20 protein-coding genes and 1 pseudogene are annotated in these 24208 nt (G+C 64.0%); 13 read left to right on the plus strand and 8 right to left on the minus strand.

Annotation, left to right across the window (positions count from 1 at the left end; genetic code table 11):
* Window positions 1-197: 197 nt before the first annotated feature.
* Window positions 198-302: pseudogene (locus AB4099_RS31385) on the plus strand (transposase); the annotation flags it as partial.
* A 480-nt stretch (window positions 303-782) separates the two neighbouring features.
* Here the strand turns inward: AB4099_RS31385 and gltS are convergent.
* From gltS to AB4099_RS31400, 3 genes are all read right to left on the minus strand, one after another.
* The gene (gltS, locus tag AB4099_RS31390) at window positions 783-1994 is read right to left on the minus strand and encodes a sodium/glutamate symporter (RefSeq protein ID WP_441480967.1); all 1212 of its coding nucleotides are present in this window, start codon (window positions 1992-1994) and stop codon (window positions 783-785) included.
* Window positions 1995-2419: 425 nt separating this feature from the next.
* On the minus strand, window positions 2420-2977 hold the full coding sequence (locus AB4099_RS31395) for a dihydrofolate reductase family protein (protein ID WP_441480968.1): 558 nt from the start codon (window positions 2975-2977) through the stop codon (window positions 2420-2422).
* 100 nt (window positions 2978-3077) lie between these two features.
* Entirely contained in the window at window positions 3078-3470 is a 393-nt protein-coding gene (locus tag AB4099_RS31400; RefSeq protein WP_441480969.1) for a DUF6968 family protein, read from the minus strand.
* 164 nt (window positions 3471-3634) lie between these two features.
* Here AB4099_RS31400 and AB4099_RS31405 point away from each other — a divergent pair, with 164 nt between their 5' ends.
* The 3 genes from AB4099_RS31405 (at window position 3635) to AB4099_RS31415 (ending at window position 7734) form a co-directional block, all read left to right on the plus strand.
* A complete protein-coding gene (locus AB4099_RS31405) occupies window positions 3635-4234 on the plus strand; it encodes a hypothetical protein (RefSeq protein ID WP_441480970.1) in 600 nt (199 codons plus the stop codon).
* A 475-nt stretch (window positions 4235-4709) separates the two neighbouring features.
* Window positions 4710-6341 (plus strand): Na+/H+ antiporter, encoded by a 1632-nt coding sequence (locus AB4099_RS31410; protein ID WP_441480971.1) that lies wholly within the window; start codon window positions 4710-4712, stop codon window positions 6339-6341.
* Window positions 6342-6543: 202 nt separating this feature from the next.
* The gene (locus AB4099_RS31415) at window positions 6544-7734 is read left to right on the plus strand and encodes a cupin domain-containing protein (RefSeq protein ID WP_441480972.1); all 1191 of its coding nucleotides are present in this window, start codon (window positions 6544-6546) and stop codon (window positions 7732-7734) included.
* Window positions 7735-7837: 103 nt separating this feature from the next.
* Here the strand turns inward: AB4099_RS31415 and AB4099_RS31420 are convergent, their stop codons facing one another.
* Window positions 7838-8935, minus strand: coding sequence for a YeiH family protein (locus tag AB4099_RS31420; protein ID WP_441480973.1), 1098 nt, complete (start codon window positions 8933-8935; stop codon window positions 7838-7840).
* Between the two features lie 142 nt (window positions 8936-9077).
* Here AB4099_RS31420 and AB4099_RS31425 point away from each other — a divergent pair, with 142 nt between their 5' ends.
* On the plus strand, window positions 9078-9992 hold the full coding sequence (locus AB4099_RS31425) for a LysR family transcriptional regulator (protein WP_441480974.1): 915 nt from the start codon (window positions 9078-9080) through the stop codon (window positions 9990-9992).
* A 235-nt stretch (window positions 9993-10227) separates the two neighbouring features.
* Here the strand turns inward: AB4099_RS31425 and AB4099_RS31430 are convergent, their stop codons facing one another.
* The gene (locus AB4099_RS31430; protein WP_441480975.1) at window positions 10228-10617 is read right to left on the minus strand and encodes an antibiotic biosynthesis monooxygenase; all 390 of its coding nucleotides are present in this window, start codon (window positions 10615-10617) and stop codon (window positions 10228-10230) included.
* Between the two features lie 131 nt (window positions 10618-10748).
* On the opposite strand from AB4099_RS31430, the gene AB4099_RS31435 reads away from it, so the two are divergent.
* Both AB4099_RS31435 and AB4099_RS31440 read left to right on the plus strand, forming a co-directional pair.
* Complete coding sequence (locus tag AB4099_RS31435; protein ID WP_441480976.1) at window positions 10749-11636, plus strand: LysR family transcriptional regulator; 888 nt, start codon at window positions 10749-10751, stop codon at window positions 11634-11636.
* 837 nt (window positions 11637-12473) lie between these two features.
* Window positions 12474-15239 (plus strand): peptidoglycan-binding protein, encoded by a 2766-nt coding sequence (locus tag AB4099_RS31440; protein WP_441480977.1) that lies wholly within the window; start codon window positions 12474-12476, stop codon window positions 15237-15239.
* Window positions 15240-15638: 399 nt separating this feature from the next.
* Here AB4099_RS31440 and AB4099_RS31445 read toward each other — a convergent pair whose 3' ends face one another.
* The gene (locus AB4099_RS31445) at window positions 15639-15932 is read right to left on the minus strand and encodes an HdeA/HdeB family chaperone (RefSeq protein WP_441481004.1); all 294 of its coding nucleotides are present in this window, start codon (window positions 15930-15932) and stop codon (window positions 15639-15641) included.
* 292 nt (window positions 15933-16224) lie between these two features.
* Between AB4099_RS31445 and AB4099_RS31450 the strand changes: the two genes are divergently transcribed.
* The 6 genes from AB4099_RS31450 to AB4099_RS31475 all read left to right on the plus strand — a co-directional run bounded on the left by AB4099_RS31450 (window position 16225) and on the right by AB4099_RS31475 (window position 21778).
* Entirely contained in the window at window positions 16225-16593 is a 369-nt protein-coding gene (locus AB4099_RS31450; RefSeq protein ID WP_441480978.1) for a hypothetical protein, read from the plus strand.
* A gap of 407 nt (window positions 16594-17000) precedes the next feature.
* A complete protein-coding gene (locus AB4099_RS31455; RefSeq protein ID WP_441480979.1) occupies window positions 17001-17429 on the plus strand; it encodes a hypothetical protein in 429 nt (142 codons plus the stop codon).
* Between the two features lie 105 nt (window positions 17430-17534).
* Window positions 17535-17696, plus strand: a complete 162-nt coding sequence (locus AB4099_RS31460) for a hypothetical protein (protein ID WP_441480980.1) — start codon at window positions 17535-17537, stop codon at window positions 17694-17696.
* 74 nt (window positions 17697-17770) lie between these two features.
* Window positions 17771-18259 (plus strand): terminase small subunit-like protein, encoded by a 489-nt coding sequence (locus AB4099_RS31465; protein ID WP_441480981.1) that lies wholly within the window; start codon window positions 17771-17773, stop codon window positions 18257-18259.
* A complete protein-coding gene (locus AB4099_RS31470) occupies window positions 18222-19532 on the plus strand; it encodes a PBSX family phage terminase large subunit (protein WP_441480982.1) in 1311 nt (436 codons plus the stop codon). Before AB4099_RS31465 ends, AB4099_RS31470 begins: the two co-directional genes overlap by 38 nt.
* Window positions 19529-21778 (plus strand): portal protein, encoded by a 2250-nt coding sequence (locus AB4099_RS31475; protein ID WP_441480983.1) that lies wholly within the window; start codon window positions 19529-19531, stop codon window positions 21776-21778. Before AB4099_RS31470 ends, AB4099_RS31475 begins: the two co-directional genes overlap by 4 nt.
* Before the next feature lie 42 nt (window positions 21779-21820).
* Here the strand turns inward: AB4099_RS31475 and AB4099_RS31480 are convergent, their stop codons facing one another.
* Both AB4099_RS31480 and AB4099_RS31485 read right to left on the minus strand, forming a co-directional pair.
* Window positions 21821-23512, minus strand: a complete 1692-nt coding sequence (locus tag AB4099_RS31480; RefSeq protein WP_441480984.1) for a retron Ec67 family RNA-directed DNA polymerase/endonuclease — start codon at window positions 23510-23512, stop codon at window positions 21821-21823.
* 235 nt (window positions 23513-23747) lie between these two features.
* Entirely contained in the window at window positions 23748-24002 is a 255-nt protein-coding gene (locus AB4099_RS31485) for an abortive infection family protein (protein WP_441481005.1), read from the minus strand.
* Window positions 24003-24208: the final 206 nt, after the last annotated feature.

Here is a 24208-nt window from a genome sequence, read left to right on the forward strand (position 1 = left end):
GGTCCCACATGCGTGTTGGTGATCACCGCATGCCTTACGGGCAAGCTTGATTTGCGACACTCGGATTGGCCAAATCTTTGGCAATAATGGCGAGTGATCCACCCCCGTTGAATTGGTCCAGCCTGAAGTATGTCTTCGGGCTTATTGGGCCTGCCCCCGATGCTGGACCGGCCTGCTGGCCGCTTCCAGCGGGGTCGATCATCACGATTTTGAAGGAGAAGGAATTTGGGGTCCCGGTCGCAAATCTCTGCCGTAGGCAGGGTGTGAGCGATACGAGCATCTACAAGTGGAAGGCTAAGTTCTGCCGGAAGGCAGTTCCAGATCCGCAAGGCGATCTTGGCTAGGCTGCCAGAATCCGCATTTGGCGCACGGCTGAATGCGCGGGCGGCGTGATCGAAACCGAGGAGCGGGAGGACATTCTCTCGGCGCTGGAAGAGATGGCGCATCTGGCTCGCCGGAGGGGTCAAGAAATCGACGGTTGGCGCAACTGGTGTGCGGGATGAGCCAATACGGCGGTCGTGATCGCGGCCGGGACGATGCGGAACGGGATCGACTCCCGGAGATAAGCGAGGAAGTTCCCCATGCGCGTTCACGTCCGGTCCTGAGGGTCCCAATGCCAGGAATGCACCTGCCGCAACGCAGATTCAACGGGTGGTCGCAACGCCCCTGCGCATGCCGCCGATGCGCAGGGGCAGGCGGCGCCTGGCGCCCCAGGGTCTCAGCGCCGCAGGACGTCAGCGGTCCAGGATCTCAGCGCCCTGGGAACTCAGCGCCCCAGGAACTCAGCGCCCAAGGAAGACCGTGATCGCGACGACGTTCACGAGGTCGACGAAAAACGCGGAGACCAGCGGCAGGATGATGAAGGCATTGGGCGAGGGCCCGTAATGCTTGGTCACCGCGGTCATGCTTGCGATCGCGGTCGGGGTCGCCCCGAGCGAGAGGCCGGTGAAGCCGGCGCTGAGCACGGCTGCCTGATAGTCGCGCCCGAGCAGCGGAAAGATCGCCAGCAGGATGAAGGCCACGGCGAGCACCGCCTGCATCGCGACGACGACGAGAAGCGGCCCGGCGATCTCCGCCAGCGTCCAGAGCTGCATGCTCATCAACGAGATCGCGAGGAAGATCGACAGCGCATAATCGGAGATCAGCGACAGCGAGGGCGAGCGCGCCGGCCAGGGCAGTTTCGGAAAGAGCAGGGGGACGGTGTTCGACAGCACGATGCCCATGATCAGGCAGGGGACGAACAGCGGCAGCTTGACGCCCGTCGCCGTCAGGGGACCGTGAACGAGATAGCCGAGGATCACCGCGCTGTTCACCACCAGCAGGGCCTGCATGATGCTGAACTTGTCGATCGGCGCCGCATCGGCCTCAGCGGCGATGCGGCCCTGGCCTGCATCCGTGGCCTCAGTGACGAGCTTGCCGCGTTCGATCAGGAATTTTGCAATCGGGCCACCGAGCAGGCTTGCCGCGACCAGGCCAAGCGTCGCGACCGCGGTGCCGGTTTCCATGGCGGCCGGGAAGCCATGCTCGGCAGCAATCGCCGGCGCCCAGGCGATCGTCGTTCCGTGCCCGCCGACGAGCGCGACCGACCCCATGATCACGCCGGCGGCCGATGGCAGGCCAAACAGCGACGCGCCGAGCTGGCCGACCAGGTTCTGCAGGAACACGAAAAGCACCGTCAGCACGCACAGGATGATCAAGGTCCTGCCGCCGGCCAGCAGGTCCGACAGGCGCGCGTTGATGCCGACGGTGGCGAAGAAGATGACCAGCAGCCTGTCGCGCGTCACCATCTCGAAGATGAAATCGAAGCCGGTCGCCGCGTGGAGGGCCCAGATCGCGAGCGCGGCGAGGATGCCCCCGGTCACCGGCTCCGGAATGTTGTAGTCGCGCAGCAGCGCGACCCGGCGCGTCAGGAGCGCGCCGAGGAGGTAGACGACGATGCCAAGGGTCAGCGTCAGGAAATCCGGCGCCACCAGCGCGTGAGAGGTCTCTGTCATCGAGCACGGCCTCCGCAGGGCAATTCAAGGCCGGGGCATGCCTCGCGCGTGTCGCTCCCTGCACCGCCCGGGACCTATCACCAGCGCGGCGGCAGGCAAAGTGGTCGGGGGGCAGGCTGGGGACGTTGATCGGAGCCGGACGATGCCGGCGGCAGTGATACAGATGGCCCCTGACACCGCGCGGGCGCAGCGGCCGTAGCCTGTGGCGACGCGTCGACACCCTCCGCGACGGCACGTTTTTTCAGACCTTGCGACGGCCGGTCGCGACTATCCGCGATGGGTGGGACGCCGCCATTGCCAGCAAGGCCTCCGGCCTGATCAACCGAGCTCCCATGGCAGCAGCAGCGGGTATGCCGTGTTGCGCGGCGAGAAGGCTTCCTGCGGCGCGCAGGCGCGCGAGCTGAGCGCGAAGAGGCTGCTCTGGATTAGCGGGCGCGCCGGTAATGCATGGCGACGGCGCCGCTGCGGAGCGGTGTGGCCGAGATCAGCTCGAGCCGTCGCGTGCTGGGCAGCCCGCTCTGGTAGAGGGTTGGGCCGTGGCCGGCGATCCTGGGGTGGACGAGGAGCTTGTACTCGTCGATCAGATCCAGCCGGTCCAGCTCGGTCGCGAGCTTGCCGCTAGCCAGGAGCACGCCGGCCGGGGTCGCGTCCTTGAGCCTCTGCACGCCCGTGCGCAGGTCGCCGGCGATATGGTGGCTGTTGTTCCACGGGAAGGCCTTTCGCGTCGACGACACCACGTATTTCGGCTTGGCCTCCAGCTTGACCGCCCACTCGCGTATCGCCGGCGGCGCCTCTTCGTCGCCGCGGGCGACTGCCGGCCAGTAGCTCTCCATCATCTCGTAGGTGACGCGACCCCACAGCATCGCCCCGCCCTCGTCCATGAGGCGGGTGAAGAAGGCGTGCGTCTCGTCGTCGGCAATGCCCTCCTGGTGGTCGACGCAGCCGTCCAGGGTGACGTTGATGCTGAAGGTCAATAGTCCCATGCGGCCAGTCTAAGCCATACAATGGAGAACATGTAGGCCAATTGTTCGTGGTTGATATCGAACTTCCGGCATGGGTCGGAAGCGGACACTATCCGCTGGGCTACGCTGGCAGCGCTGGCAACCCGAGAGACGGCTCGCCAAGCCCACTGACTGCGCGGCCGTGGCGCTCTCGGGCAGCCAACAGGTGCGCGTGGGCCGCTTGCATCGCCGGGCCTGCGGCTTGAACCTGATCGACCCCGCAGATCGATATCGACTTGGGACCTTCCGGCCAGCCGATTTCCAATCTGCACACGCTGTCGTCCGCTTCCTCCTCCGGCCGGAAGAAGCGGCATTCCACGTCGTGCCCGTCTCCGACAATCAGTCGCTTCACGAATGGTTCGGACGCCATGTTCAACCCTTCAAGGGCCGGCCGCATCTGGCTCGCCAGAGGGGGCAAGTCATCGACCGTTGGCGCAATTGGCGAGCGGGATGAGCCAAGGCGGCCTCGACTCATTCACGAGGCACAAGAAGGCGGCCGAGCGCGAGGCCGCTGGGACTCATCGAAACAAACACGTTATAGTTACGTTAAGGAATTCATCGAGTTGCCGCGCGGATCAGGTCCGTCAGCCGCGCGTCAGCACTACAGCGGCGGCCAGCGATACAGGTGACGTCATGAAGATGCTGCTTGCGCTCCCTGTTGCCGCTCTGATTGGCGTCGGCAGCCTCGTCTTCACCGCCAATGATGCCGAAGCCCAGCACCGAGGTGTCGGCGCAGGTGGTGGTTACCGAGGTGGTGCCGTTGGCGGTGGCTACCGAGGTGGCTATGGCGGCGTGTATCGCGCTGGATACCGGGGCGGATACCGTGCTGCCTACCGCGGGGCGGCATATCGCGGCCGTTACTACGGCAACCGTTATTACCGTGGCCGGGCGCTTGCAGCTGGTGTCGGTGTTGCAGCAGGTGTCGGGCTTGCAGCGGGTGCCGCCTATTACGGCAGGGGCTACGGTGGTGGCTATAGTTACGCCGCCCCAGTCGCATATGGCTATTATGGGAATGGCGGCTATGGCAATGCGTACTATGGCGCCACCACTTTTCCTGGCGGTGAATATTGCTATCCCGGAACCGTCGGAAACTATCCGCCAACCGTCTACTACAACACCCCGCCCTCCATATCCTATGGCGGGGGCTACTACGGCGCAGGCTACTATGGCCGGCCTCTCGCTCGTGCGGCATATTACAGTAGCCGACCAGTCGCCTGGCACTATGGCCGGCGCTGGTAAATCTCCAGGCCGTGCGGGCATCGGCGCATCAAGCGTGCTCCTTTCAAGCGGCCAGGGACCCTGACGGAGGGTTGTCCGCTTGTGCATTTTTGACGCTCGGCAACCGATCGCTTCGACAGCCTGATGCATGCACGAAAGGCGGCTAAAGACGATCGCTTCGCTGTAATCCGAAAGGTCGGCCAAGGGTTGTCTTGAGACGTTGCGACGACCGATCGCAGATGTCCGCGATGGGTGGGGCGCTGACGCTCCAAGCGCGTCACCGTGCTCGCGACACTGAACGATCGCGCGCTTATGGGGGCCACCACAGCCCAGCTCGCGTCGCCTTCATGCCCTGAGAACGACGCCAGGCTGGGCAAGCGCGCTGATGGCGCCAGCGGCCATGAATCCGCGGCCATGAGTCCGCGGCCATGAGTCCGCCAACCTGTCGCATCACCGTCATCTGCGGTGGCTGGCCTTAGGTCCGAGCGAGGACGTTGTGGAATCTGTTGTCACCATACTGACGTTGCTTTCGGCCGTGGTGGTGAGTGGATCACTGGCGCGCTGGACGAAGTTGCCGCTCCCCTTCGTTCAGATCGGGCTCGGAGCGATCATTGCGCTCTCCGTCGTGCCAACGGTCTATCTCGACCCGGATGTGTTCTTCCTGCTCTTCCTGCCGCCGTTGCTGTTTCTCGACGGATGGCGGATCCCGAAGGCCGACCTGGTCCGGGACAGGCGCATCATCCTCGAACTGGCGCTGGGGCTTGTGCTGTTCACGGTCTTAGGCGTGGGGGTGTTGATCCACTGGCTCATCCCACCGATGCCCCTTGCGGTTGCTTTCGCGCTCGCCGCCATCGTCTCGCCAACCGATCCCATCGCGGTTTCAGCGATTGCGTCTCGCACCAAGATACCCAAGCGCCTGATGCGTATCCTTGAGGGCGAAGCGCTGCTGAACGATGCCTCGGGGCTTGTCTGCATGCGCTTTGCCGTTGCCGCGGTCCTGACGGGGGCATTCTCGCTTCAGGCCGCGTTCGTCACTTTCGCATGGCTCGCCATCGGTGGAATCCTCATCGGGGTCGGCCTGACCTGGGGCGTCTCGATGGCAAAGCTATGGATCACGCGCCGCGTCGGGGAGGACACGAGCTCGCAGATCCTGATCAGCCTGCTCATCCCGTTCGGCGCCTATCTCGTCGCGGAGCATTTCCATTGTTCCGGCATTCTGGCGGTCGTCGCGGCGGGAATCACGATGAGCTTCATCGAAGGCACCGGCCAGGCCTTGGCCGTCACGCGCATTCGCCGGGCTGCCGTGTGGGACATGATTCAGTTCGCGGCCAACGGCGTCATCTTCGTTCTCCTGGGAGAGCAGATGCCGGGCATTTTTTCGGGCGCGGTCGAAGCCGTGAAAACGACCGGCCATCGCGAGCCCTGGCTGCTGACCTATTATGTTCTTGCGATCTCTCTCGCGCTTTGCGTGCTGCGCTTCATCTGGGTCTGGGTGTCGCTGCGCCTCAGGATGTTCAGGGCGACGCGAAAGGGGGCTCCCGTTCCGCACGTCGGATGGCGCCTCATCGCGGCCACTTCGCTGGCAGGTGTCCGGGGCGCAATCACATTGGCCGGCGTGCTGACATTGCCATTTGCGCTTCGCGACGGCTCGCCATTTCCCGCGCGCGACCTGGCCATATTCCTGGCGGCAGGCGTCATCGTGGTTTCGCTGGTCGTCGCCAGTATCGCGCTCCCTCCGCTTTTGAAGGACCTGAAGCTTCCTCCCGAGGATTTCGATCAGGAGGAGATGGACAACGCGCGCGACAAGGCTGCCAGAGCCGCCATCCAGGCCATCGAACGAACGCAGCATCAAATGGCGGCAGGACGATCGGACGCGGATCTGTTCGCGGAGGCGTCGTTGCGCGTGATGGAGGCTTACCGGCCGCGGCTCGAGGGGCGTCCCCAGAATGTCGAAGGCACTTTCCACGGACGGCGCCTGGAGGCGATCGAGCGGAAGCTTCGCATTGCAGCGCTGAGAGCTGAAAGGAGCGAGATCTTCCGGCTGCGGCGACACCGGGAATTGAACGAGGAAGCCGCGCAAAAGCTGATCCGGGACATCGACCTGCTTGAAACGCGATATACGGGGTAGCGACGGCTGGAGACGCTATCGGGGCATGGCCCGGAAGCGGCGTCCGGGGCCCCCCAAAGGGCCGCTCCCGGCCGGCCTGATTAAGCCCGCATCATCCGGAGAGATGATGCCGCAAACCGCCGGTATGATAGAATTTCGGGTCGCGGAACGGGAGGAGCAGGCCGGCCGGCGGAGAGCCCGCTGGAACCACAGGAGAGACGTCATGGATTCCATTTCACGTCGACAGATGCTCGCAGTGACCGCTGCGGGAGGCCTCCTGACGACAACGATCGCTGCGGACGCGCAGGCTCGCCTGGCGTCGTTCAAGCCGGGGGATGGAGGATATGGGCGGCAGGCCGTCGAGCTGCCTCCGGGCGACAAGGTCGCCTATCACGACCCCAAGGATATCGGCGAGATGCCCGATTTCCGCTTCTCGCTCGACGGCAACACGCCCAAGGTGACGTCCGGTGGCTGGGCGAAGGAGGCGACCGTCCACCAGTTCCCGATCAGCAAGGGGATTGCCGGCGTGCACATGTTCCTCGAGCCCGGCGCCTCGCGCGAGCTGCACTGGCACGCGATCGCCGCCGAATGGGCCTATGTCATCGATGGCCGCTGCCAGACGGTGCTTCTCGACCCATCGGGAGCGAGCGAGATCAACAATTTCGAGCCGGGCGACCTCTGGTTCTTCCCGAAGGGCCATGGTCACGCGATCCAGACCATCGGCGACAAGCCCTGCCACTTCATCCTGTCCTTCGACAATGGCGCCTTTTCCGAGCACGGCACCTTCTCGATCACGGACTGGATCGACGTGACGCCCAAGGATTTTCTGGCGCTCAATTTCGGCGTGCCGAAGGATCTGTTCGACGCCTTTCCCAAGGGCGAGACCTATATCCAGGCGGGCGCCGTGCTGCCGGCGTCAGACGCGCTCGATGCGCCCTGGCCGAAGGATTCGACGCATAAATTCGCCCTGCTGCACGACAACCGGGCGGTGCGCGACTTCGACGGCGGCAGCTTCCGTCTTGCGACGGTCGACGAATGGCCCGTCTCGAAGGCCATGTCTGGCGGCGTGATGACCATCAAGCCGGGCGCCATGCGCAAGCTGCACTGGAACGTGAACGCGAACGAGTGGCACTACTACCTGCGCGGCAAGGGCCAGGTGGCGCTCTTCGGCTCGGGCGGGCGCGGCAAGGTGGCCGAGTTCAAGCCGGGCGACGTCGCCTATATCCCGCAGGGTTTTGGGCACGCGGTCAAGAATGTCGGCGACGACGATCTCGAGATCGTGCAGACCTGGGACAATGGCAAGTTCGAGGAGATCGACCTCGACCGCTGGGTGCAGTCCAGCCCGCGTTATCTCCTGGCCAACAACTTCGCCGGGGTTCTCGCGGCAACGATCACCAAGCTGAAGCAGCGCTGAGCGGGGCTCCCGCCGCCAGGGGCCTGGACCCGCAAGCTGCCGATCATGGCTGGCGCTCCCGGGCGGCCCCCGGGAGCGAGGCCACGACAGACGTCACGGCGCCTCACGGCACAGCGATCAGGTGGATGAGGCCAAGCGAGATCGCCGCGAGCGCCAGCAGCGAGAGGATGACCGCGGCTGCGACGCGGGGGCCGGCCCTGGCGACGGAGCGAATGTCGACGCCGAGCCCGAGCGCCGCCATCGAGACGATGGTCAAAAGGTTCGCGATGGTGGCGAGTGGCGCAAGCAGGACCGCCGGAAACAGCCCGGCCGAGCGCAGCGCCGCCAGCACCAGGAAGCCGAGGATGAACCAGGGCACGATATGATGCGGCGCGATTCCGCGCGGGGCAGGGCGATCGCCAGCCGTCACATGGGGAGCCAGCGCGTCCGTTTCCGCGCGCAGCCGGCCAGACAGCAGCGAGAGCACGAGGATGACGGGGCCGAGCATCAGCACGCGCACCAGCTTGACCAGGGTTCCGATCTGGACCGCAGCCTGGCCGGCTGGCGCCGTCGCCGCGAGGACCTGGGGCACGGCATAGACCGTCAGGCCCGACAGGATTCCGAACTGGTGGACGCTGAGGCCGAGCGCCGGGATCAGGAGCGGCAGGCACAGCACGACCGCGACCCCGAGCACCGCGGTAAACGCGATCGAGGCGGCGACGTCCTCGCCATCGGCGCCGATGACCGGCGCGGTGGCGGCGATGGCTGAATTTCCGCAGATCGAATTGCCGCAGGCGACGAGGATGGCCATGCGCTGCGGCAGTCCGAGCAGGCGGCCGATGCCGTAGCTCAGCCCGATCGCGATGAAGACCACGGCGGCGATGCCAAGCAGAAGCGGTGCGCCGGCGGTGGCGATCGTGGCGGCGCTCAGGGAGGCCCCGAGCAGCACGACCGCGACCTCCAGCAGCGTCTTCGCCGAGAACGTGATGCCGGCGCGCCAGCGGCTGGCGGGGCTCCAGAGCGACCGGACCAGGGTTCCCAAGAGAATGGCCAGGACGAGCGCCTCGAGCCAGGCGCGCTGGAAGAAGGCGGCCTCCAGATGCTCGACGGCGAGAGCCGCCCCCGACACGGCCAGACAGAGCAGAAGGCCAGGTCCAAGGCGCTTCAGGCTGCCGGGGATCCGGCCGGCCGAGCTTGTCTGATCGTGGCTTTGCAGCGTCATGACGGCACCTGGCAGTTCGATGCGCCGTGCCTGGGCTCTTTCGTTAGAGCAATCCAACATGTTGTTTGTCTTGTTTCGATCGATAAAATCGATCATTCCTACCACGGGCTTCTTTCCGGCCCGCGCAACCCCCTGACGGCTCATGACGCTCGAACAGCTTCGCATCTTCGTCGCGGTCGCCGAACGCGAGCATGTCACGCGCGCAGCGACCGAGCTGAACCTGACGCAATCGGCGGCGAGCGCCGCGATCGCGGCCCTCGAACAGCGCCATGCCGTCAAACTGTTCGACCGTGTCGGACGCCGGATCGCGCTGACCGATGCAGGCCGTCTGTTCCTGGGCGAGGCGCGTGCGATCCTGGCGCGTGCCGCCGCGGGCGAGCAGGTCCTGGCTGACCTGGCCGGGCTGAAGCGCGGGCGGCTGTCGATCGCGGCGAGCCAGACGATCGGCAATTACTGGCTGCCGCGGCGGCTCGTGGCGTTTCGCGCCCGGCACCCCGGCATCGAGACGCCACTGGCGATCGGCAATACCGAGACGGTCGCGGCTGCCATCCATGACGGGCTTGCCGATATCGGTCTTGTCGAGGGCGAGATCGACGATCCCCATCTGGCGCAGGAGGCCATCGCGGTGGACGAGATGACGATCGTCGTCGCGCCCGGTCATCCCTGGGCGGGGCGGGGCCGCGTCGACGCGGCGGCGCTCGGTGAAAGCCCCTGGGTCCTGCGCGAGCCGGGTTCAGGCACGAGGCAGCTTCTGGAGACCGTTCTCGCCGGCGCCGGACGCGCGCTCGCCGCGCTCGAGGTCGTGCTGGAACTGCCCGCCAACGAGGCCGTGCGCGCCGCCGTCGAAGCGGGCGCCGGCGCCAGCCTGATGTCGCGGCTCGTCGTCTCCAACGCCCTGCAATCGGGCGCGCTCGTCGAGGTCGCAGCCGAGATTCCCTCCCGCCGCTTCATCATGCTCAGGCACAAGGAGCGCTATTCCGGCCGGGCCGCGCAGGCGTTTCGCGCGCTTCTCGCAGACGAGCCCGCCGCAACAGGGCGCGCGCAGCCGCGGGGATGACGAGGGAGCGCGCACCAGGGCGCCCGTTGAAGGCCCCTGCGGCCTATGCTCTGTCTGGCGCAGCAGGGAGAGTTTCATGCTTCGCCATGCCGCAATCATCGTCTCGCTGGCACTCGCCGGGAGCAAGGTTGCCGCCGCCTCTCATCGAAGCGTCCGTTGACGACTGCTCTTTCAAAGCGCAGTCGCGGGTGGCGTCTTCCGACCTATCAGTCTGATCGGAAGAGGTCCGGGTTGCTCACCCGACAGGCCGCCCGGGAAGCACAAGGTCCGCGACCCTGTAGATGTGAAATTCGCTTTTCGAGACGGTGTCCAGCCGCTTGAACTTTTCGGCGAAGACCGGATCGGAGAAGAACTCGTCGACATTGTTCTCGTCGCGGATCGCCTCGATGTTCACGACGGTCTTGCCGTCCGTGCTTTTCGACAGGTTGCTCCAGAGAAATCCCTCCTTTCGCTCTGCGACATAGTGCACGACATCCTGGATGATCCTGAAGGCCTCCTCCTGCTTGCCGGGATGGGCATGGATGACGTTGACGACGAAGACGGTGGGTTGAGGCGCGATGGCGAATTCGGCCTTGGGGGCGTGTTCTGCTTCAGGGGCAAGGTTAGCTTTTGGGGAATCAGTCACGGGATCTCCGATCGGGAAGGGCCGGCGGACGATGCCGCCGTCGCCAGGGATAGACCGCGACACAGGGCGGAAAAAATGGGCTATGGCTCCGGAGATAACGGACATCCATGTCCGCAATGGAGGCTTGGACCGTGGATACTGTCGGTGCGTTGAATGCGTTCGTCGTGACCGCCGAGACCCGCAGCTTCGTGCGCGCCGGAGAGGCGCTGGGTGTGTCCTCCTCGGCCATTGGCAAGACGATCGCCCGCCTGGAGAAGCGTCTCGGCGTCCGTCTCTTTCACCGCAACACCCGCAGCATCGCGATCACGGCCGAGGGCGCCATGTTCCTGGAGCGCTGCCGGCGCATCTTTGCTGAGCTGGAGGCGGCGGAACAGGAACTGTCGCAGAGCATGGCGGCCCCCCGCGGCAGGCTTCGCGTCAGTCTGCCGCTCGCCGGCATGCTGTTCATGCCGACGATCACAAAATTCATGCAGGCCTTTCCGGAGGTCTCGATCGACCTCGATTTCACCGATCGCCTGGTCGATGTGATCGAGGAGGGGTTTGACGTGGTGGTGCGCACGGGCGAGATCAGCGATAGCCGCCTGATGATGCGGACGCTCGGCAAATTCTCGCATCGCATCGTTGGATCGCGGGAGTATTTCGCCCGCTTCGGCACCCCGCAGACGCCGCAGGACCTGTCGGCGCATATCTGCCTGCACCACAAATATCCCTCATCGGGCAAGCTCGAGCGCTGGCCGCTGCGCAACCACGCGGAGGCGGGACAGCTCGAGCTGCCGATCTCATCCATGGCCAGCACGCTGGAGCCCTTGATCAGCATGGCCGAGGCCGGGCTCGGCCTGGCCTGCCTGCCGCTCTTCACGGTGGGGCGGCAGATCGCCGAGGGGAGGCTCGTGTCCGTCCTGGCCGATCATGTCGAGGATGTCGGAGAGTTCCGCATCCTGTGGCCCTCCAGCCGCCAGCTGTCCCCCAAAATTCAGGCCCTCGTCACCTTCATGGCGGAGAATCTGTTTCGCTCGTGACGGCAGTCTCCGGGCCTGATGTGAGTGCGACGGAGATCGCGAATGCGGCAGCAGGGGAAGGGGTAAGTGCAGCGAGATCGCCCCTCGGCGCCGCTTGAGTTGGTCAGGGAGGGCGGGCTGGCAAAGCTGTTCGAATGACCGCAGCACGTCCGGGCCCGGAACGGATGCCGCAGCAGGCAGCACCCGGCCGGAGGCGCAAAGAAGCGCAGAGCGCGTGAGAGCAGCTTCGTTGAGCCGTCGACGTGAAGCAGGGGGGCTCACCCGCGCTTGACTGCGAGAGATGGGTGCAGTCCAGCCCGTACTATCTGCTGGCAAACACCTTCGCCGGGGTTCCCGAAGCAAAGATCACCCGGTTGACGCAGCGCTGAGCGGCGCGGCGCTGCCGCCGTGAGGGGCCTGAGCTATCTGCGCGGTTTCCCACAATACGGGGGCTCTGCCGAAAACGCCTGGTGAGATCGCAGCGGAACTTGCCTTCCCCACAGGTAGGGCTGCAAAGTAGAGCGGGCTGGGGAGTAGATGATGTCGTTGGGAAGACTGTTTGCCGTTCTGGCAAGCTGCGTCAGTGCTACGAATGTTGCGGCGCAGGGAATGGAAGGCATCTTCGGGGCTGTCGGGGGGCTGATGGCCGCGGCACAGATGCAGGCAGCGCGCGATGCCTGGTCCCGGGAACCGGAGCAGAGGCTTTATTGCCTGCAACGTCTTCTGTCCCGCGAGGGGGTAAACCCTGCGCGCCTCATCCAGGCCGGGATCGCGCCTGGGGATCCGCGACTTTCCTCCATCCGCTCCCAGTGCATTCGCCTTGATCCATCAAACCTGCGGACCGGCTATCAATGCACCGTGGCAGACGAGACGGGCGCGCCCGTGGCCACGATGTGCGATCAGGCCCTTGGCCGCCGCGACAGCAGCGGGAAATCAGTGGTCGTCGATGGGCGCGCCGCGGTTGACCTGCATCTCACGGGTACGCCCATCGTCATCGTCGATGTCGAAAGCCCGGATGGGCGCCAGCAGCGACTGGCCCGCGTGGAAGGTCGTCAACGCCTTGTCGAACTCGCCCGCCTGCGAACCGAGGTTGAACCATACCGGGATTCACGATCCGATGTGGTGCGTGCGCAATCGCAAACGCTTCTGCGGCGCGTTTCAACTGCAGGAACCGCCGACAATCCGCCGTCGCAGGAGGCTGTCGAAGCGTTCCGTCGCGAGCGACTTCAACTCGCCCAGATCGAGCAGGTGGAAATGGGCCGGCTCGCGGCGCTCGACAAGCTGTCCTCGCTGAAAGCACGGGTGGAGCAAAGGGCCGCCCTTGCCGCGACCGAGCTGCGCGGCGAAGCCGCCGGTCTCGAAGCGGAATTTGTCGCAATCGTCAATCAGCCGCTGCCGAAGCCAAAGCCCGTTGCGCCCGCAAAGATCGAACCGTCATTCGACTGCGCGAAATCCAAGCTGCCGATCGAAAAGGTGATTTGCGGCGATGACGGGCTGAAGCGGCTCGATCTCGAAATGTTCCAGCCCTACTACGTTCTCCGGCATCTCATTCCCGCTCAACGCGAAGAGCTCAAGCAGGAGGCGTTTGACCAGAGCCGGGTCGCCAAGGAACGGTGCGGCGTGCCTGAAAAGGGCGCGGTGCCTCCGAAGCGTTTGGCGGGTGCAGTCTCTTGCCTGACGGGCGAATACAGGCGCAATCGCGACTTCTGGAGAGCCCGGGTTGAGCGCGAGTTTCCGCTGACCGCGCGCGAAGAAGCATCGCGATCCGTTGTCGACCATCTCCGTTTGCAAGGCTTGCTGCAGACAGCGGGCTACATCCCGGCATCGGACACGGTCGATGGAATCTATGGGGGCGGCACGCGCGTCGCCATCGCAGCCTTCCAGACAGCGGAAGGGTTGCCGTCAGACGGTGTGATGTCGTCTGCGACGGCCAGTCGGCTGGACCAGCGCATCCCGGATGCGGCGAGCTCAGGCAAGGCGGCCTGGGATAGCGGAACCACGACACGAATTGTCGCGCTTCACGCCAGGTACACGGCGCTGCAAGCGAAGTTCGACCGGGCAGACGCTGCTCTTGCTCGTCGTCAGCAACAATTGGCTTCGTTGGCAGAGGCGCGTCGCACCATTGATGGCGCGTTGGCCTTGCCGCTGCCTGCGCGCTGGCGGACCGTGGCCGAACGCTTTGGCGATGAACTGAAAACCTCCTCGTCCGAGAGCGACGATGCCACGGTCGCACGCCTTGTCGGAGAATTTGAGTCGTTGAAGGACGGGCTCAGCGAGGCGGCGACCGTAACGAAGGCGCTGACGGCAAAGAACCGGGTCCTGTTTGAGGGACCTGAGGATGACATTCTCATCCTTCACAACGATACCGGAAACGCTCCCTCCGTCGTGAGAAACATCAAGGGGGATCTCGTTTTCGAGAGCACCAGGACGATCGCCTGCCAGCCCCATCCCGGAGCTCTGGAGGCCTCAAGGGTCCGCGCGCTCAATGCGACGTTGAAGGACTGGAATCAGTCACTCAAGTTCCCGATTCCGCGCTGCGATCTGCGCATGATCACCGCCAATGACCTGGTCATTGTGGCGCGTGGCCAATGGCTGAAAGAAAAGGGGGGCGATATCGTCACGCTGCTCTCCGCGCTCGACTCAGGCTTGCTGGCGGTGATGGCGACCTCGACGGCGAGCCAGGCCCAGGCCTTGGTGCAGGCGGAAGCCGTGCGTGCGCTCGAAGTTGAAGCTGCTGTCGAGAAGGGCAGCCAGCCTGGCTTTGCCCTTGCCCTGCTCGAAACGCGGTCTTCCGTCATCTGCATGGCCGGCGTTGATCCGAGAGAGGCGCATGAACAGGTCTTGCGCGCCCACGCCCCGCAATTGACCGAGGAACTCAAGGGTCCCCCGACCTTTGTTGCAACCTCGGTGGAGGCCTCGTTCATTGCAAGCAAGCGAGGACAATGCGGCGCGGTCTATGCCAGCGGCACGGAGCTGCAAACCGTTGCGGCAGCGCTGCGCCGGGACAACCTGCCATTCCGCTATTTCCCGGTCTGGGTCTCTCCCGTCGAGGTGGAGGCCAGCCAGAAAGCGTTGGCCGATGCCAAGGCGCGCGACGTTCAACAGGAAGCCGATCGTCGCCGACGCGTGGACGACGAAAAGCGCCTCGCGTCCGAAAGGAACCAGGACGAGAAAACGCTCAAGGCTCAGCGACAGGCTGACCTCCAGCGCGAGCACGGTGCCCTGGCGCGTGCATTCGAGGGCGCTCTCGGCAATGAGATGAAGGAATTCGTCGAGGGACGCTCGGAACGGGCCGGCGTCAAATATCCCGCATTGGCCCTCTGGCTCCGCAGCCAGCTGCAGGATCGTTGGGAATTGATGACCGTCGAGACGGAACTCGTCGATTACGGGGTTTCCGAGTTCAAGGGGCGATCGCTGGAAACGGCCTTTGCGCGAACGAACCTCAAGATGCGCAACCGAATTCTTGGAGAATACCGCACGCATTGTTTCGTGACGGCGTTCGTATCCGACAAGGAGTTCTCGATGGATCGAGAGCCCTTCGTGGAGGCCTGTGACCAGGCAGAGAAATCGATCCTGACCTATCGGCAAGGCCAGAGGTTCACGAGCCGTTGGCTTGTTCCTTGAGGGCGGCGCGAACGTCTTGCGTTCCTGGCGCAGGATCGACAGGGCGTGCCGGCAGGTCCCGGCGCGAACGACAGCGCGTTCAAGGCCCACAACGCGGCGCCGGTCTCCGTGAAGGCCTGGTCGCGCACCTCAACGCCCCGGAAACGCCCTCAGCGGCAGCGTCCGCCGCGCGCCCAATGCCAGAACCTAACGGCTCAGGTTGAGCTTGTGCACAAGAATCGCATGCGTGGGGTTTACATGCGTTTTTTGTGCATGCTATGCCGTTATTCAAGGTGGTGATTTGCGCCCGGGCCAGGGATGGCCGGGCGCTTCCGCGTTTCAGGCCGGCGCAGTCACGGTCGGCCGGAAGCCAAGCCCCTTCATCGGGGGCCACTCAGCTAGCCATCATTCAATAGGCTGCTACGACTTGGCGACCGCCTCTACCGCGGTCGTCAGCGTGGCAGCGGGATTCGCTTTGCAATAGTCAGCGATCTTCTCGGCATTGGCATGCGCCTTGTCACCGTCCAGCATGGCATTGCCGGCTTTGCCATGGACATAGCCGCTCACCCACATGGCGACGGCAATAGTCCGCGCGGCAGGCATAGCGCCGACCTCCTTGCAAGTGAGCTTCGACATGTCCACTTCCGCCGCCATGACTTGGCCTGTCAAAACGATCGTTGAAGCGGCGAGTGCGATCGGAAAACGGAGTTTCATGGTCACGACCTCCTTCTAGAAGTCCCCCGCCTTGCAAGAAGCGCTGGTGCCCTGTTGGAAGTATGACAATCACGCCAAATTTATCGGGACAGCCTTGTGGCTCCAGCGACGATCGCTTCAAGCCGAGCCCTGTCCGAAGCCGTAATGTCGATGCTGATACCAGTACGCATCCCGCAATGTCGGATGCCGCAGCGGCGCGGGGAATGCCAAACAGGTCTCTTCCGTCTCGATCAATCCACCAGGGGTGCGTCCGACTTGCGTTAGATGTCATGGCGAACAGGTCGCGCATGACATGACGAATTACGTGATCGGCGCCTTCTGCGTCATCAATCTGATCGCGGTCCAATATTACTGGCAGACGACCTTTGGCGCGTTTTCCTTCGTCGCAGGGCTATCCGTCGTCGCGTTGACGATCATCGCGGGCCAGGCGATCGCAGGTCGGCTTTGCCCCCGAGCGGTGATCCGCAGGCGCGATGCACCAGCGACCTCCGCGGTTCCCGTCATCTCCCGCCCCGCGCGGGTTTCTCTATTGGGTGATAAGCGTCAAGGCGCCCGTCGCGGTAAATGTTTCGGCAGGGGGAGCCAACGGTCTATCGAGGTATTGGAACCACATCCTGGGGGCGCGCTTTTTGCCACTCCGCCGCGAAATTCGAGCATTTAGGAATTCGCAACGCCGCCCCATCGCTCGAGCGTTCGATAGCGCACTCCTTCCCGTCGATCTCGACCTGCGCGCGGCCTCATAGCTTTCACCCGAGGTGCCGTGCATCCCTGAAAAATAAAGGCGTCCTCCTTTTAGAAAGCAGAACGCGGAATAGATTATCCCTACGCGTTTGATCACGTGAACCTCTGTCTGCCAGCAGCCAAGGCCGTCGATGCGCTTGGGCTGTTCGGCTCTCACTGGGGCAGCCAAAACGAGCAGGAATGCGCTAGCGAGCGTGGCTGGCCTATAGGGGAGCATGATGCACCAATTGGGAAAGCAAGCATCAAGAGAGCAACATCCGACGGACTTCCGCAACGGCTCATGATCTCTCCTCTAGCGGAGGTTCTCCAGTGCGCTAAGCTGGCTCCATGGATGAAGAATGGCTGTCTCGCTTGGAACAACGTCTGATTGGAAGGTGCGGCTCGATTGAGCGCCGGGAATGGGACTGGGCGCTCAACCTTGCTGGCGGTGGAGTGATCTCTCTGCCGATCCCTTGGCGAATTGTAGCGAACGGGCGAATTGCGTTCGCTGGTGGGGACGACGGTCAGCAATTTGGCTTGCCAGCCCCCGTGGATGGGGAAGCCCTCGTCAACGGTATTCTAGACAAGAAAGTAATTGTCGGTGTCGCTGTCGACCGAGAAACGGCTGACCTCTCAATACGATTTGAGGACGCCGTCAGATTGGACGCTTTCAACTACTCTGCTGGCTACGAAGGATGGCAAGTCAACCTGCCGGCAGAGAACGGTGGCCTTTGGGTGATCGCTCTCGGGGGAGGAGATGTGGAAATCTTCGCATGATCGCGGCGTTGAACAGCCTCGACCATTACGATTCTATGGGTTCACAGCCTATAGAGGCGCGCGCGACCTTGCGTTAGATGTCATGGCGAACAGGTCGCGAATGACATGACGAATTATGTGATCGGCGCCTTCTGCGTCATCAATCTCATCGCGGTCCAGTATTACTGGAAGACGACCTTTGGCGCGTTTTCCTTCGTCGCAGGGCTATCCGTCGTCGCGTTGACGATCATCGGGGGCCAGGCGATGGAACGTCGGTACCGCCGCTGATCGGTGATGCGCCAGCGCCAGCGGCCTCCGCAGCCCCCGCCATCTCCCACCCCGCGCCCCAAGCGGGGTTTTTCATGTCCGGACCCGCTGCGATGGCGCGCTCCTTGCTGTTCACCCAAAAGCTCGCGGACATGATCTGCGAGCGCATCGCCGATGGCCAGAGCCTGCGCGCGATCTGCGCTGAAGCCGGCATGCCGACGACCGGCACGGTCTTCCGCTGGCTGGAGGAGAACGAGGGGTTTCGCGGGCAATATGCCAGGGCGCGCGAATTCCGGGCCGATACGCTGTTCGACGAAATCCTCGAGATTTCCGACGCGCCCGCCGAGGGCGAGGCGGCCAAGAGCGGCGAGGCGGGGAGGGCCGGCAAACCCGCGCCGGAGACCGCCAGGGGCGCCGACCAGCGCAAGCTCCAGATCGAAACCCGCAAATGGATGGCCGCAAGGCTCCAGCCGCAGAAATACAGCGACAAGCCGCCGCCCGCCGCTGCCCCCGGCGCGGAGGGCGCCCGCATCGAGGCCATTCGCCGTGTCATCGTCGACCCCACTGGACATTCCGACGGCTAGGGTCTTTGCCCCGCTGCTGGAACCGGCCCGCTACAAGGGCGCCCATGGCGGGCGCGGCTCCGGCAAATCGCATTTCTTCGCCGGCCTCCTGGTCGAGGACAGTTTGCGCGAACGCGGTCTGCTTTCGGTCTGCATCCGCGAGGTCCAGAAGACGCTGAAACAGAGCGCCAAGCGCCTGATCGAGACAAAACTCGCGGAATTCGGGCTCGGCCAGGCCGAGGGCTTCAAGATCTTTCGCGACACGATCCAGACGCCGGGCGACGGCGCCATCATCTTCCAGGGCATGCAGGACCACACGGCGGAATCGATCAAGTCGCTGGAAGGGTTCAAGCGCGCCTGGATCGAGGAGGCGCAGACGATCTCGGCCCGTTCGCTCAGCCTGCTGCGCCCGACGCTCCGTGCGGAAGGCTCCGAGATCTGGTGCGGCTGGAACCCGCGCCGAAGGCAGGACCCGATCGACCAGCTGCTGCGCGGCGCGAGCCCGCCGACCGGCGCCGTCGTCGTCCAGGCCAATTGGAGGCACAACCCATGGTTTCCGAGCGTGCTTGAACGGGAACGGCAGGACTGCCGCCGCGACAATGCCGAGCAATACGACCATATCTGGGAAGGCGGCTATGCCAGCATCTCGGTCGGCGCCTATTACGCGACGCAGCTCGCCGAGATGCGCAGCCAGGGCAGGCTGGGGGCCGTCGGGCCCGACCCGCTGATGACGATCCGCGCGATCTGGGACATTGGCGGCACCGGCGCCAAGGCCGATGCCTGCGCCATCTGGATCATGCAATTCGTCGGCCGCGAGATCCGCGTGCTGAACTATTACGAGGCGCAGGGACAGCCGCTCGCCAGCCATGTCACCTGGCTGCGCGCGAATGGCTATGGCAGCGCGCTCTGCATCCTGCCCCATGACGGGGCGAGCAACGACAAGGTCTATGACGTCTCCTATGAGAGCGCGCTGCGCGAGGCCGGTTTCGAGGTCACGGTCGTGCCGAACCAGGGCAAGGGCGCAGCGATGCAGCGCATCGAGGCGGCGCGGCGCCTGTTTCCCGTGATCTGGATCAACGAGGCGACGACCACGGCCGGGCTCGAGGCGCTCGGCGCCTATCACGCCCGCAAGCACGAGGCGCGCGATATCGATCTCGGCCCCGAACATGACTGGGCTTCGCACGCGGCCGACGCATTTGGGCTCGCCTGCGTCGTTTACGAGGAGCCGCGGATGGCGCGGGCCGAGCGCAAGCTCAGGCTCGCCGGCAAGTCCGGCGGATGGATGGCGGCATGAACATGACAGCCCAAGACAAGCCCGAGGCCGGCGAGATCACGGCCCACATGGGTTCCGACGACGACAAGGCCAAAATCGTGCGCGATGCGCTAAAGGTCTATGACGACTGGATGGAGCGCGAGCGGGCCAATATCGAGGCCGGCTATGACGATCTCGAATTCCGCGCCGGCAACCAATGGCCTGAAGAGATCGAAGCCGCGCGCATCGAGGAAGGGCGCCCGGTCCAGACCATCAACCAGATCCCGCAATATGTCCGCCAGGTCACCGGCGACATGCGGCAGATGCGGCCGGCGATCAAGGTCATCCCCGTCGACGACCAGGGCGATCCGGAGAAGGCCGAGGCGCTGGCGGGTGTGATCCGCTATGTCGAGAACCGCTCCGATGCGCCCGGCGTCTATTTTCAAGGCGCCGACAGCCAGGTCACCTGCGGCATCGGCGCCTGGCGCGTGAAGACCGAATATGCTGGCGAGAGCACCTTCAACCAGGAAATCCGCATCGCGCCGATCGAGGATGCGCTCGGCGTGATGTTCGATATCGACGCCGTGCTGCCGACGCGCGAGGACGCCCTGAAATGCCTCGTGCCCTTCGACATGTCGCGCGAAAAGTTCAAGGCGCTTTATCCGGACGCCACGATCACCGATTTCGCACCAAGCGGGGCGGCGGGCGCGACGCGCGGCGACTGGATCGCGGCCGACACGATCCGCGTCGGCGAATACTGGTGCAAGACGCCGGGGAAGAAGACGCTGGCGCTCTTGGATGACGGCGCGATCGAGGATCTTTCCGATGACGCGGCCCGGGCCGCGGAATTGAAGGCGGCGGGCATCCGTGTCGAGACGCGCGAATCCTTCCGGCTTTATCGCTCGCTCGTCACCGCCCATGAGGTGGTCGAGGGGCCCGAGCTCTGGCCGGGCTCGCTCATTCCGATCGTCCCGGTGATCGGCGAGGAGGTCCGCATCGGCCGGCGCATCCTGCGCCATGGCGTGGTGCGTTTCGCCAAGGACCCGCAGCGCAGCTACAATTATCTCTCGTCGGCGCAGACCGAGGTGACGGCGCTGCAGCCAAAGGCGCCCTTCATCGGCACCGAGAAGAATTTTGAGCAGTACCAGGATATCTGGGAGACGGCGAACCGCCGCAACCACGCCTATCTGCCCTATACGCCCGATGGCGCCAATGGCAGCATTCCGCCGCAGCGCGTGCAGCCGGCGGTCTCCTCGCAGGGGATTGCCGAGGGCATCGAGCGGGCGGCGCGCGACATGCAGGCCGTGATCGGCATCTACAATGCCTCGCTCGGCCAGCGCTCGAACGAGACCAGCGGCAGGGCGATCCTGGCGCGCCAGCGCGAGGGCGACACCGGCACTTACGTCTATATCGACAACTGGGCCCGCGCGATCCGCCATACCGGCAAGATCCTGGTCGACCTGATACCCAAAATCTACGATACGGCCCGGGTGCTGCGCATCATCGGCGAGGACGGCAAGACGCAGGAGATCAGGATCAACCAGCTCGGCGGCGTTGCGGCCGACGGCATGACGCCGCGGCTCTCGAATGACGTGACGACCGGCGCCTATGATGTCGCGCTGCAGATGGGGCCGAGCTATGCGACCAAGCGCGAGGAGGTCCGCGACGGCATGACCGCCTTCATCCAGGCGGCGCCGCAGACCGCGCCGCTGATCCTCGACCTCGTCGCCAAGGCCCAGGACTGGCAGCTGGCCGACGAGATCGGCGAGCGCCTGGAAACGGTGCTGCCGCCCGAAATCCGCGCGCTGAAGGCGCAGAAGGCAGGCCAGCCGCTGCCGCAGCCGATGCAGCCGCCACCGCCCGACCCGGCGCAGCAGGCGGCCCGGCAGATGGAACTGGCGACGCGCGAGGCGGAGCTTTTGGCCAAGCAGGCCGAAGCCCGCCGCAAACAGGCTGAAGCGGGGAAGGCCGAGCTTGCGCTCGAGGCTGCGATGGCGGCGCAGATGGTTTCGCGCGGGGCGGCGGAGCAGGCGGCCGAGCCGCAGGCCGAGCCGGCGCTGGCTGGGATGGCCCAGGCGATTGTCGAGCTGCAGGGCGTGGTGGGGGAGATCGTGCAGGCGCTGCAGGGGGCGGAGCTGGGTGAGGTGCGGAGTTTTGCGGGGCCTTTGGGTGAGCAACTTGCCGAGCCGGAGCCTGGGCTGATGGCAGGCCCGCCGATGGATCAACCGCCGCGCGCAGAGGCAGGTTTTCCAACGGCGGAACCGCTGGGGCGGCCCCCGCTGTACTGAGCGCTTCGGTCAGGCATATGCATGTCGCGCATAGGCCGTGAACTAGTGCGCGGGCAGCACGGTTGGAGGGACGGTGGCTAACCGAGTCGCGTAGTCGGCTTCGACATCTAACATCGCTTGGAGGAGCGGCTCGAAACGGCTGTAGTCGAGCGGCACCTTCGAAGCTGCAACGAGCTTCGTGGCGAAGGTGAACTTCGAGTAGAATTTGCCGCCGTCCTGCTCATGATTCGTCTTGTCGAAGGTCTTTCCGTCGATCTTGGTGTCGAGCAGTGACTTCTCAAAAAGGTCTTCGATCGCCGTCTCCGGAAGCCCGAGTTTCGGAACCGGAACGACATATAGGTTTGTATGAAGGTAATAAAATGGGTCATCACCGGCCACCGTCGTGCCGACGATTTTGCTCACTTCCTTGAACAGGTCGACCGCCCCGGTGTCGCAATCGGTGACAATGATCACGGGCGCCTTCGGCGTGCCCTTGAAGCCTTTCGTCCGGTGTTTGTACTGCGCCACGAGATTTTTCAGCTGCCCGTTGCCGCCCGACAGATCCTGAACCTCGCGAGTGTTCGTGGTATATTTGAAGAACGATGGGCGGATCTTGATCTTACCGTCGACGGTCTCGAAGAAGCCCGGAAATTTGGCATGGAGGGAGCGGATGGCGCTCCGCAGGTATATGCCATCCGTCTTACCTTCGCAGACGATAACGGGCTTTTCGATCGACCAAAACGCGTTGTAATTCAGGAAGCGCGCGAAAAGTCGCCGATATCCCGGAATGCCCTTCGACTTGTCCGGCTTGCCTTTGCTCTGCGTCAGTCTGCGAATGTGATAGATGAAATTCAGGCGCCCCCTCAGGCTATCGAGCGAGATCGGCTCCTTTTTACCGTCGAAAACTCGATAGGCCTGGCCGTCGACGAACAGGCGGTGGCACATCGCCCTGGCCTGCTTCCAGTATTCGACCGGGACGTTGAGGTGCCGGTTGACGATGAGGCCCGTCGTGTCCTGACGAGAGTCTCGATACTGCATCCGCGTCTTGTGGGAATTGATCTCGAAGCCCGAGGAAACGATGCGCGACGCAAGCTCGTCGCTCGGCTGCCAGGCGTTGGGGCCATCCAGAACGGCGATCCGTTCCGGAAACTCCCGCTCGTTTGTCGAGAACGTGATGTCGTCGGCGTATCGCGTGTAAGTGCAATTGCACTCACGGGCCAACCGGTTCAGCCGGTAGTCCAGGATGCTGGCGATCAGGTTGGAGATGGGTGGTGAGCAAGGGCTTCCCTGAGGAAGCGCGTTATCGTGGCACGCTAGCTGAGCCAGGATAGTGCTGGTCTTGGGGGGCAACGCGAACTGGTTGTTCGCGATGAAAAAGCCGCGAACCCTGCCGAAATTGATCGACGGGAAGAAGTCCTTCAGGTCGATATTGAACACCCATCGCTTGTTGCGATGACGGATGGCGTTCGTGATGATCGAGAGCTCTTTCTTGAAGCCGTGCGCAAGGATCGAGCTCTTGCGACGATCTCCCTCTAGCTCTTTCTCGATGCCGAGCAGCAACGTGGCGAGCTGCTTCTGGATGTATTTCAGACCGCCATGGGGAGCGCTGATCGTGCGGTTGCCACCGCGCTTTTTCGGCACCGTGAACGAGTGGTATTTAATGGCCGGCGGCATATGGTAGAGAGCATACGAAAGCTGAGCCGGCTTGACGTTCAAAAGCGAGGCGACGCCCTTGAGGTCGGTTGCTTTCTTCAAGCGTTCAAGTTCAGGCGATGGCGTAGGCATGGACGACTTGCGGATACTCTTATGCGAATTCGCATATATATTGCCGGGAATATAGTATAACGGTCGAATCTCGGAGAGCAGTCGGCCCCACGATGGTTTCAACTATGACGAAACATCATAGCAAAATCTATCCGCAAGTCGTCTCTTTGTTAAGCATGAAGACGGACGGATTGCAACTTAGACGAACGACGGGGAAGGCCCGGGTCTAAGCGGGCGCCTTCCCTTGCTGCACTACATACGTCTCGATCAGGAACGTGGCCATGTTGACTGCGAGTGCCGCGTGCCGGGCCGACGGCTTCACCGGAATCTCGCCGCCCGGAGCATGCGCGTCGGAGAACCGGTTCCTCAACGTGCCGATCTCGTTGACCAAGTTCATAGTACCGCCAAGGATCATCTTGATCGGCTCCTCCACGTGCTGATCTGGCGCCACGTTGAGCTCGCGTGCCGTTAGGCCATGCACGCTGACCAAGCAAAAAAACCGCGATGGTCGTTAGGAGCCTCGTTGAAATTGAAGTGCACCTAGCCATGATAGTGGCATAGACAAAGCGCTCAAACGCGGCACCGGGGACGCTGGCTTCATTGGCGGAGGCCCTGCGGGCAATGAAGTTAGTGGCAACGGCAAGCGCTCGTTCGCTCGTAGGTTGCGAATCTGGCGGTTGTGGGATC

The sequence above is a fragment of the Allobosea sp. 2KB_26 genome (assembly GCF_052115715.1).
In the GTDB taxonomy this organism is placed as follows: domain Bacteria; phylum Pseudomonadota; class Alphaproteobacteria; order Rhizobiales; family Beijerinckiaceae; genus Allobosea.